Below are 10,414 nucleotides of genomic sequence, written 5' to 3' on the forward strand. Positions count from 1 at the left end.
AAGGATGGCTGACAACAACCATACGGGCAGGGGCGATGGAAAGAGTGAAAAGCTCCTGTACTGTTCTTTCTGCGGCAAGAGCCAGCACGAGGTGCGCAAGCTGATTGCGGGGCCTTCCGTGTTTGTCTGCGACGAGTGCGTGGAGTTGTGCAACGACATCATCCGCGAAGAAGTCCAGGAAGAAAAAAACGCCGCCAACTCGAAGAAGAAATTCCCCACTCCGCGCGAGATCCATCAGATACTCGACGAGTACGTGATCGGCCAGACCGACGCGAAGAAAGTGCTGTCGGTCGCGGTCTACAACCACTACAAGCGCATCGAACACGAAGGCAAGATCGGCGAGGTCGAGCTTTCCAAGAGCAATATCCTGATGATCGGCCCCACGGGTTCCGGCAAAACGCTGCTGGCCGAGACCTTGGCGCGACTGCTCAACGTGCCGTTCACGATCGCCGACGCCACGACCCTGACCGAAGCGGGCTATGTCGGTGAGGACGTCGAAAACATCATTCAGAAACTCCTTCAGAAGTGCGACTACGACGTCGAAAAAGCGCAGAAGGGCATCGTCTACATAGACGAGATCGACAAGATTTCGCGCAAGTCCGAGAACCCCTCGATTACACGCGATGTGTCGGGTGAGGGTGTGCAGCAGGCATTGCTCAAGCTGATCGAAGGCACGATCGCCTCTGTGCCGCCGCAGGGTGGTCGCAAGCACCCGCAACAGGAGTTCCTGCAGGTGGACACGCGCAATATCCTGTTCATCTGCGGCGGCGCGTTCTCGGGCCTGGAGAAAGTGATTCAGGGCCGCAGCGAGAGAGCCGGTATCGGCTTCCACGCCGAGATTCGCAGCAAGGCCAACGCCAGGAAAGCGGGCGAGGTTCTGCGCATGGTTGAACCGGAAGATCTCATCAAGTACGGACTGATCCCGGAATTTGTCGGTCGTCTGCCAGTGATTGCTATCCTCGACGAGCTCGACGAGCGAGCGCTGATCCAAATCCTGACGGAACCCAAAAATGCCCTGGCCAAGCAGTATCAGAAACTGCTCAAGTTGGAAGGGGTTGAACTGGAAATTCGCGAAGACGCGCTACTGGCAGTGGCCAAGCGCGCCATGGAGCGCAAGACCGGCGCGCGCGGCCTGCGATCCATTCTTGAGCGCGCCTTGCTCGATGTAATGTTTGATCTGCCTTCCGTGGAGAACGTTAAGAAGGTTGTGATCGAATCAGCTGTGATCACGGATGGCGCCAAGCCATTGGTGATTTACGCCGATAACGATGAGCAGGACAAGCGGCGGGCATCGATCAGCCAATAAGTGAAATCCATGGCTTTACATCTGAAACCCCGCCCCACGCGGGGTTTCTTTTTTACAGCTGGTGCAGTTTGTACGGTTATGTGCGCCATTCGTCGCCGGACCGATGAGTTTGGGTTTTTTTTCAAAAATATCTTGGTCATATGATTGAAATTGGGCCATTTAGGCCCCAAACTTGAACTAACCCACCCACTTTCACTGATTACAGGAATTTCAGGCGGAAATGCAAGAAACCAAACCCCCCGTGGTCGTTCCAGGATCGGAAACGAACATCCCCGTGCTGCCGTTGCGCGATGTCGTGGTGTTCCCGCACATGGTCATCCCGCTATTTGTCGGCCGACGCAAGTCCATACGCGCGCTCGAGCAGGCCATGGAGTCCGGCAAGCAGATCATGCTGGTGGCGCAGAAGAGCGCCTCCGATGACGATCCGACACCGGAAAGCATCCATACCATCGGAACCATCGCCAGCATTCTGCAGCTGCTGAAATTGCCCGATGGCACCGTGAAGGTGCTGGTGGAAGGCGAGCGCCGGGCCGTGGTCCAGAATTATCTGGATACGGAAGATTACTTTTCCGCGCAGGTGGCGCTGCTTGAAGCCTTGCCGCTCACCGACAAGGAGGGCGAGGCGCTGATGCGTTCCGTCCTGAATGAATTCGATCAGTACGTCAAACTCAACATGAAGATCCCGCCGGAGATTCTTACCTCGCTGGCGGGGATTGACGACCCGGGCCGGCTCGCCGACACGGTGGCCGCGCACCTGTCACTCAAGATCGAGGACAAGCAGCAGATCCTCATGGTGCAGGATGTGCGCGAACGGCTAGAGAAAATTCTCACCGTACTCGAGAGCGAGATCGACCTGCTGCAGGTCGAGAAGCGCATTCGTGGCCGCGTGAAACGCCAGATGGAGAAAAGCCAGCGCGAGTACTATCTCAACGAGCAGATGAAGGCGATCCAGAAGGAACTGGGCGAGCTCGAAGAGGGCCCGAACGAGGCCGAAGAGCTGGCGAAGAAGATCGAGAAAGCGGGCATGAGCAAGGAGGCCCGCGAAAAGGCCGAATCGGAACTGAAGAAGCTCAAGATGATGTCGCCGATGTCGGCCGAGGCCACGGTCGTGCGCAACTATATCGATTGGCTGGTAAACGTCCCGTGGAAGAAGCGCAACAAGATCCAGAAAGATCTTTTGAAGGCCGAGGAAATTCTCGAGAAGGATCACTATGGCCTTGAAAAGGTCAAGGAACGCATCCTCGAATATCTTGCCGTGCAGCAGCGGGTGAACAAGCTCAAGGGTCCGATTCTGTGCCTGGTGGGTCCGCCGGGCGTCGGCAAGACTTCGCTCGGTCAGTCCATCGCACGCGCCACGAATCGCAAGTTCGTGCGCATGTCGCTGGGTGGCGTGCGTGACGAGGCCGAGATCCGCGGCCATCGCCGTACCTATATCGGCTCATTGCCCGGCAAGATCATCCAGAATCTGTCCAAGGCGAAAGTTCGCAACCCGCTCTTTATGCTGGATGAGGTCGACAAGATGGCCATGGATTTCCGCGGCGACCCGTCTTCGGCGCTGCTGGAAGTGCTCGACCCGGAGCAGAACCACGCGTTCAACGATCATTATCTCGAGGTCGATTACGACCTTTCGGATGTCATGTTCGTCGCCACAGCGAACACGCTGAATATCCCTCCGCCGCTGCTTGACCGCATGGAGGTGATTCGTCTCTCGGGTTACACCGATGATGAGAAGATCGGCATCGCCATGCGCTATCTGATTCCCAAGCAGCTCAAGAACAACGGGCTCAAGGATAACGAACTGCATCTGTCCGAGAAGACCATTCGCGATATCACCCGTTATTACACGCGTGAAGCGGGGGTGCGCAATCTTGAACGTGAGATCGCCAAAATCTGCCGCAAGGTGACGAAGGAACTCCTGCTCAACAAGGCCAAGACGGAAAAGACAATCACCGTCACGCCCAAGAGCCTGGAGAAGTACCTCGGTGTGCGGCGCTACCGTTACGGTACGGCCGAGGTGACCAACCAGGTCGGTCAGGTCACAGGCCTGGCATGGACCGAAGTGGGCGGTGAATTGCTCACCATCGAAGCGGTTATCGTGCCCGGGAAGGGCAAGCTGACCATCACCGGCAAGCTCGGCGATGTCATGCAGGAGTCCATCCAGGCGGCCATGAGCGTGGTGCGTTCGCGCGCGGCCAAGCTCGGGATCATGCCCGATTTCTACCAGAAGCATGACTTCCACCTGCACGTGCCTGAAGGCGCCACGCCGAAGGATGGCCCCAGCGCCGGCATTGCGATGTGCACCGCCATGGTCTCGGCATTGACAAAAATACCGGTGCGCGCCGAGGTGGCCATGACGGGCGAAATCACGCTGCGTGGCGAGGTGCTGCCGATCGGCGGACTCAAGGAAAAGCTGCTCGCGGCGCACCGTGGTAACCTCAAGGTGGTGCTGATTCCGGAAGAGAACCGCAAGGACCTGGCTGAGATTCCGAAAAACGTCCGCGACAGCCTCGATATCCGTCCCGTGCGCTGGGTCGATCAGGTGCTGGAGGCGGCGCTTGAGCGCCTGCCTGAGCCGCTGGACGAATCGAAGCTCGCCGAGGCTGCCAAGCCGCCGGAGCCACACGACGCCGTCAACCCGATCACGACGCATTGACGGGTACGGCCTGACTTGCCCTCGCCCGAGGGCATCGCTCCTTTTGTCTCCGCTCACATGACACGGTGCCCCACGGCCCGTGTCGTGTGTCTGTTTTTCTTGACAAGAATTTCCCGCAACTGTATATAACCTGCGACGCGTCTATGATTTTTCATGGAGCGTCGTTTCTGTTTCAGCAGCAATTGTTTTCGGGAATCCTGTTCACCACATCCAGCAAGAGGACCTAACGTGAATAAAACCGATCTGATTGACAAAGTTGCTGTAACCACCGAGCTGAACAAAGCCTCCGCTACACGCGCCGTGGAAGCGGTGCTCGAGATCATCGCCGGTACCTTGCGCGAGGGCGATACCGTTACGCTCTCCGGCTTCGGTACATTCTCCGTGAGCAACCGGTCCGCGCGCACCGGACGCAATCCGCGAACCGGCGAAATGATCGCCATCCCGGCTTCCAAGGCGCCTAAATTCAAGTCTGGCAAAGGCCTGAAGGATGCCTTAAACTAGCCGGCCTTTTGGGGGGGGAAGTCTTAGTTCGACTTCAGGGTGCTTAGCTCAGCTGGTAGAGCGTCGCCCTTACAAGGCGAATGTCGGGGGTTCGAACCCCTCAGCACCCACCAAAGACCGGGAGCGGTAGTTCAGTTGGTTAGAATACCGGCCTGTCACGCCGGGGGTCGCGGGTTCGAGTCCCGTCCGCTCCGCCACTACACGCGCAGGGCGAGGAGTCATCCTCACCCTTTGTTTTTTAGAGTCTGTTCCGGGAATTGATGTGCCTGCAAACCCGCTGTAGAGTAGCCGCCCAATGCTTTCCAAGATCCGCGATAAAACCCAGGGCATCTTCGCTACTTTCATCCTGATCCTGGTTGTCGTCCCGTTTGCGTTGTGGGGCATCAATTCCTATTTCGACAGCGGTTCCAAGATCAATGTCGCCAAGGCCGGCGACACCGATATCAGCCAGATTAAATACCGGCGCGAGATCGACCGGCTGCGTGGCCGCGTGGAGCCGGCAACTCTGGATAACCCCCAATTCAAGCAACGGATTCTCGACAGCCTGATCGATCAGGCATTACTCACGCACGATGCCGAGGCGCAGGGTTACCGCCTCAGCGACGCGCGGCTGGCCCAAACGATCCGCGATCTGCCGTATTTTCAGCGCGAGGGACGTTTCGATTCCGCGCTGTACGAGGCCACGCTGCGTCGCGAAGGCTTGAATCCGCATGAATTCGAGACTGGCGTGCGCGAGGAAAGTCTTGCCATGCAGATTCAGACCGGCTTGAGCGAAAGCGGCTTTGTCACACGCTCAGACGTGGCAGCACTGGTTCGCTTGCTGGCGCAGGAGCGGGAGGTGGCCTACGCCGTGATTAGTCCCGACGCCGTGATGCCCACGGGGCCCGTCAACAGTCAGGAGATCGAACAGTACTATTCATCTCATACCGAGCTTTTCCAGATACCCGAGCAGGTCCGTGTCGAGTACCTGCGATTCTCCGCCGGCGACTTGAATACGGGCGACCAACCGACGGAAGAGGATCTCAAAAAGGCTTATACCGAGGAGGCGGCCCGATACGTCACTCCCGAGAAGCGCCGTGCCAGTCACATCTTGATTTCGCTTCCTGCCCAGGCCACGGATGAGCAGACCAAAGAGGCGCTGACGAAAATTCAGGACATCGCCAAACAGGCCCGCGCCGGGGCTGATTTCGGTACGCTCGCGAAAAAATATTCCACGGACAGCGCGACATCCCCTGGCGGTGGCGATCTTGGCGAGATTCGCCGTGGGGCGATTCCGAAGGAACTGGAAGCGGCGGCCTTCGCATTAAAATCAGGTGAAATCAGCCAGCCGGTTCGCAGCACCTACGGCTATCACCTGATCAAGCTCACCGCCCTGACCCCCGAGAAGCGCAAACCTTTTGCGGATGTGCGCAAGGAATTGATGGAAGTCGTGCGCAGGCGCAAAGGAGAAGAAAAGTTTTTCGAGTTGTCGGAAAAATTCCGCAATATTGTCTATGAGCAGCCAGACAGTCTTGCGCCCGCGTCCAAGGCCCTGGGACTCCCGATTCAGAAAAGCGACTGGTTCACGCGCGCCGGCGGTCCCGGCATCGCCGCCAACCCCAAGGTGGCACAGGCCGCGTTCGAGCCGGATGTGCTGGCTCAGGCTCGCAACAGCGATGCGATCGAGATCAGCAGCGATACCCTTGTGGCCGTCCGCGTCGCCGACAAGCAGCCGGCCGGACGCAAGCCCTTGGCTGAGGTGCGTGCGCAGATCGAGCGAGTACTGAAGCAGGAACAAGCAAAACAGGAAGCCGGAAAATTGGGTGAAGCCTGGTTGCGTGAACTGCGGGCGGGTGGATCGCTCGAGGTGCTCGCCAAAAAGCGTGGTTTCAAATACCAGTCACCGAAGGCGTTTACACGCCAATCGCCGCCAGGCGTTGAATCGCGCATCGCCGAAGCCGCGTTCCGGGCAGCGCGACCGGAGGGTGGAAAGCCGGTGTACGATCTGGTTGACTTGGGCCCCCAGGGTTATGCGGTGCTGGCCCTGCAGCGCGTGCGCGACACGTCAGACAAGGCGGAAAGCGGCGCGCAGGAGAAGGCCCGGTCGTTGCTGATAAAGCGTCGCGGTCCGGACTACTATGCCAATTACCGTGCGGGATTGCGGCAGAAGACGAGCGTCAAGATTTACGCCGACCAGTTATAAGCCTATTCCAGCAGTTTGCCGTAATCCAGGCCGATCGCCACAGTGTTGAATCCACCGTCGACATAGGTGATCTCGCCGGTCACGGCGGAGGCAAGATCGGAGCACAGGAAGGCCGCCACATTTCCCACCTCGTCGATGGTCACGCCGCGCCCGAGCGGCGCCATCTTGTCGTTGTAATCCAGCAGCTTTTTAAAGTCGCTAATGCCGGCGGCCGCCAACGTGCGGATTGGTCCGGCTGAGATCGCGTTGACGCGGATGCCCTCCGGGCCGAACGCCTGCGCCAGATAGCGCACGTTTGCCTCGAGGCTCGCCTTGGCCAGTCCCATGATGTTGTAGTTGGGTACTGAGCGGTCGGCGCCGATGTAGGTGAGTGTCAGCAACGCTCCCTGGCGACCCTGCATCATGGACCGGCCGGCCTTGGCCAGTGCGGTCAGGCTGTAAGAGCTGATCTCGTGCGCGATGCGGAATCCCTCGCGCGTCGTAACATCCACGAAGTTGCCGGACAACTGTTCGCGCAGCGCGAAAGCGACTGAATGAACGATGATGTCGAGCCCGTCCCAGTAGTCGTCGAGGTGCGAGAACACCGCCTCGATCTGCTCGTCGCTGGAGACATCGCAGGGAATCATGATATCCGACTTGGTCTGGGCCGCCAGCTTCTCGACCCGTTCCTTGAGCTTCTCGTTCTGGTAGGTATAGGCGATCTCGGCGCCCTCCCGGTGCATGGCCTTGGCGATCCCCCAGGCGATGGACCGGTCCCCGGCCACGCCCACGATCAACGCACGCTTGCCTGCCAGAAATCCCATATAACAATCTCCACCTGTTATTTGAATTGTGAGCCTGACGCCATGTTGTTTTACCGGGCGTCCGGGTGAAATCAGTCGCTACAGTAGCGAAAATTCACGCCCGCGGGAAGAGGGATGAATGGATGGAATTTGATATATTGGAGCCGTAACCGGCTTGCTTAATACGTCAAGACGAGCGAGCGTAGCGAGCAGGGCTACATTTAACCGGCATGACGGAACTACTGGAGAACGGACTCAGGCAGCATGAAATGCCCCGGCGCGACGCGGACTGTCTTGTTGGCGATTTTGATCCTTTTCTCCGCTGCCGTGGCGGCTTCCTGGAACAATCCCTATCCGGCGGCGGACGCGGAAAAGAACATTCTGTATTCCGCCTTCCGTGAGCGCCCCAAGACGCTCGACCCGGCGCGCGCCTACAGCTCCAACGAATATCAATTCATCGCCCAGATCTACGAACCGCCGTTCCAATACCATTACCTCAAACGGCCGTATACGCTGGTTCCGCTGAGCGCCACCGGCGTTCCAACGCCTGTCTTTTTCGACAAGCAGGGACGCCGCCTGCCGCACAATGTCCCGGTTGCGCGCATCGCCTACAGCGTATATGAGATCCATATCCGTCCGGGCATTTATTTCCAGCCGCACCCGGCGTTCGCACGCGATGCTTCTGGCAGGTTGCTGTATCACGCCCTGGGTCTCGGTGACCTCACGGAGATCAATGCCATCGGAGATTTTGCGCAAACCGGCACGCGCGAGCTGACGGCCGCCGACTACATCTACCAGATCAAGCGTCTGGCGCATCCCAAGCTGCATTCGCCGATCCAGAGTCTCATGAACGATTACATCATAGGAATCCGGGAATATGCCGTCACGCTCAAGAAGGCCTACGATGCCATCTCCGGCGGACGCGAGGAGGGCGTTTATCTCGATCTCACGCAATACCCGCTGCCCGGCGTCGAGGAGGTGGACCGCTACACCTACCGCGTGAGGATCAAGGGCAAGTATCCGCAGTTCCTGTACTGGATGGCCATGCCATTTTTTTCTCCATTGCCACCCGAAGCGGATCATTTCTTCTCGCAGCCGGGCATGGCGGAAAAGAATCTCACGCTCGACTGGTATCCCGTCGGCAGCGGCGCCTATATGCTGACGGTCAACAATCCCAACCGCCAGATGGTGCTGGAGCGCAACCCCCATTATCACGAAGAACTTTATCCCGCCGAGGGCGAGCCCGGTGACGGCCCGGCTGGTTTGTTGGCCGATGCCGGCAAGCCTCTGCCCTTCATCGACAAGGTGGTATTCAGCCTCGAAAAGGAGGGCATCCCGTACTGGAACAAGTTTCTACAGGGATATTACGACCGCTCCGGTGTGCTGGCCGAAAGTTTCGATCAGGCGATCCGCTTCACCGGCGAGGGCGACACCGAAGTAAGCGAGGCGATGAAACAGAAGGGCATACAGCTGCTGACCAGCGTGCAGACCTCGACCTATTACCTCGGTTTCAACATGCTCGATCCGGTGATTGGCGGCTACACGGAGCGCGCCAGCAAGCTGCGTCACGCGATCTCCATCGCCATCGATTTTGAGGAACGGATATCGATTTTTGACAACGGCCGCGGCATCGCCGCCCAAGGCCCGCTGGCGCCGGGTATCTTCGGCTACCGCGAGGGCAAGGCGGGCATCAATCCCTACGTCTACGACTGGGTCGATGGAAAACCGCAGCGCAAGCCGATTGAATATGCGCACCAGCTGCTGGCCGAGGCCGGCTATCTGGGCGGCGTCGATCCTGATACCGGCAAGCCGCTCATGATCAATTTCGAAACTCCGGCGACCGGGCCCGAGCGCAAGGCCGAGCTCGACTGGATGCGCAAACAATTGCAGAAACTCAACATCGACCTGGTCGTGCGCGCGACGGATTACAACCGTTTCCAGGAAAAGATGCGCAAGGGCGACGCGCAGCTCTACGACTGGGGCTGGAACGCGGATTATCCCGACCCGGAGAATTTCCTGTTCCTGCTGTACGGGCCGAACAAGAAGGTTGGCCATGACGGCGAGAATGCATCGAACTACGACAATTCAGAGTTCAACTGCCTGTTCGAACGCATGAAGAACATGGACAACACGCCAGAGCGCCAGGTAATCATCGACCGGATGGTCGACATCGCCCGCCGCGACGCGCCCTGGGTCTGGGGCATGCATCCTAAGCAGTTCACCCTGCAGCACGCCTGGGTATATAACACCAAGCCCGGCCAAATGGCGAACAACACCCTCAAATACACCCGGCTCGATCCCACGATGCGTGTCGAGCGGCGTGCGGCCTGGAATCGCCCCGTGATCTGGCCCATGGTGGCCGTGCTGGCGGTGCTCGCGGCAAGCGCGGTGCCGGCCGTCGTAACCTACCGCCGGCGCGAGAGGGGGACACGCCGTTGATCGCCTACATCATTCGCCGCCTGCTGTACGCGATACCGATCCTGATCGGCGTGAATCTGCTCACCTTTGCGTTATTTTTTTTCGTCAACAGTCCCGACGACATGGCGCGCGTGCATCTGGGCGGCAAGCGCGTCACGCCCGAGGCGATCGCCAAGTGGAAAGAGGACCGCGGTTACAACAAGCCGTTGCTGTACAACGCCCTCGGCACCGGCACGAAAAAGCTCACTGACACCATCTTTTACAAACATTCGTTGCGACTGTTCGCGCTCGAATTCGGCCGCTCCGACAACGGCCGCAACATCGGTTACGACATCCGCCAACGCATGTGGCCGAGTCTCGCCATCGCCCTGCCGATTTTTCTGGTCGGCATTCTGGTGGATATCACGTTTGCCATGCTGATCGCGTTTTTTCGCGGTAGTTATCTCGACACCGCCGGCGTGGTGCTGTGCGTCATCATGATGTCCATCTCCGCGCTGTTTTACGTCATCGGCGGGCAATACCTGGTCAGCATGCTGCTGCGCCTGGTGCCGGTCTCGGGTTATGACATCGGC

General features: G+C 58.7%; 6 protein-coding genes, 2 tRNA genes and 1 pseudogene. 8 read left to right on the forward strand and 1 reads right to left on the reverse strand.

Annotated features, from left to right (window positions below; genetic code table 11):
- Positions 1-4 precede the first annotated feature (4 nt).
- The 6 genes from clpX (at position 5) to ACC569_RS12595 (ending at position 6,642) form a co-directional block, all read left to right on the forward strand.
- Entirely contained in the window at positions 5-1,306 is a 1,302-nt protein-coding gene (clpX, locus tag ACC569_RS12570; RefSeq protein ID WP_372523886.1) for an ATP-dependent Clp protease ATP-binding subunit ClpX, read from the forward strand.
- 220 nt (positions 1,307-1,526) lie between these two features.
- Positions 1,527-3,959 carry an endopeptidase La gene (gene lon, locus ACC569_RS12575; RefSeq protein WP_372523881.1) on the forward strand — a complete coding sequence of 811 codons (2,433 nt, stop codon included), beginning with the start codon at positions 1,527-1,529 and terminating at the stop codon, positions 3,957-3,959.
- Between the two features lie 153 nt (positions 3,960-4,112).
- Positions 4,113-4,460, forward strand: coding sequence for an HU family DNA-binding protein (locus ACC569_RS12580; protein ID WP_372523882.1), 348 nt, complete (start codon positions 4,113-4,115; stop codon positions 4,458-4,460).
- A 37-nt stretch (positions 4,461-4,497) separates the two neighbouring features.
- Positions 4,498-4,573, forward strand: a tRNA-Val gene (locus tag ACC569_RS12585).
- A 7-nt stretch (positions 4,574-4,580) separates the two neighbouring features.
- Positions 4,581-4,657 (forward strand) — tRNA-Asp (locus ACC569_RS12590).
- Between the two features lie 98 nt (positions 4,658-4,755).
- On the forward strand, positions 4,756-6,642 hold the full coding sequence (locus tag ACC569_RS12595; RefSeq protein ID WP_372523883.1) for a SurA N-terminal domain-containing protein: 1,887 nt from the start codon (positions 4,756-4,758) through the stop codon (positions 6,640-6,642).
- Between the two features lie 2 nt (positions 6,643-6,644).
- Here ACC569_RS12595 and ACC569_RS12600 read toward each other — a convergent pair whose 3' ends face one another.
- Positions 6,645-7,445, reverse strand: coding sequence for an enoyl-ACP reductase (locus tag ACC569_RS12600; protein ID WP_372523884.1), 801 nt, complete (start codon positions 7,443-7,445; stop codon positions 6,645-6,647).
- 243 nt (positions 7,446-7,688) lie between these two features.
- Between ACC569_RS12600 and ACC569_RS12605 the strand changes: the two genes are divergently transcribed.
- Both ACC569_RS12605 and ACC569_RS12610 read left to right on the forward strand, forming a co-directional pair.
- On the forward strand, positions 7,689-9,863 hold the full coding sequence (locus ACC569_RS12605) for an ABC transporter substrate-binding protein (protein WP_372523885.1): 2,175 nt from the start codon (positions 7,689-7,691) through the stop codon (positions 9,861-9,863).
- Positions 9,860-10,414 (forward strand): annotated as a pseudogene (locus tag ACC569_RS12610) (ABC transporter permease); the annotation flags it as partial. The gene ACC569_RS12605 and the pseudogene ACC569_RS12610, both read left to right, overlap by 4 nt.

The organism is Sulfuricaulis sp., assembly GCF_041499725.1.
Classification (GTDB): Bacteria; Pseudomonadota; Gammaproteobacteria; order Acidiferrobacterales; family Sulfurifustaceae; genus Sulfuricaulis.

What these genes read in the sequence shown, in the direction of transcription:
- clpX (WP_372523886.1), top strand. Translation starts at nt 5, where the DNA reads ATGGCTGACAACAACCATACGGGCAGGGGCGATGGAAAGAGTGAAAAG.
- lon (WP_372523881.1), top strand. Translation starts at nt 1,527, where the DNA reads ATGCAAGAAACCAAACCCCCCGTGGTCGTTCCAGGATCGGAAACGAAC.
- ACC569_RS12595 (WP_372523883.1), top strand. Translation starts at nt 4,756, where the DNA reads ATGCTTTCCAAGATCCGCGATAAAACCCAGGGCATCTTCGCTACTTTC.
- ACC569_RS12580 (WP_372523882.1), top strand. Translation starts at nt 4,113, where the DNA reads ATGGAGCGTCGTTTCTGTTTCAGCAGCAATTGTTTTCGGGAATCCTGT.
- ACC569_RS12600 (WP_372523884.1), bottom strand. Translation starts at nt 7,445, where the DNA reads ATGGGATTTCTGGCAGGCAAGCGTGCGTTGATCGTGGGCGTGGCCGGG.
- ACC569_RS12605 (WP_372523885.1), top strand. Translation starts at nt 7,689, where the DNA reads ATGAAATGCCCCGGCGCGACGCGGACTGTCTTGTTGGCGATTTTGATC.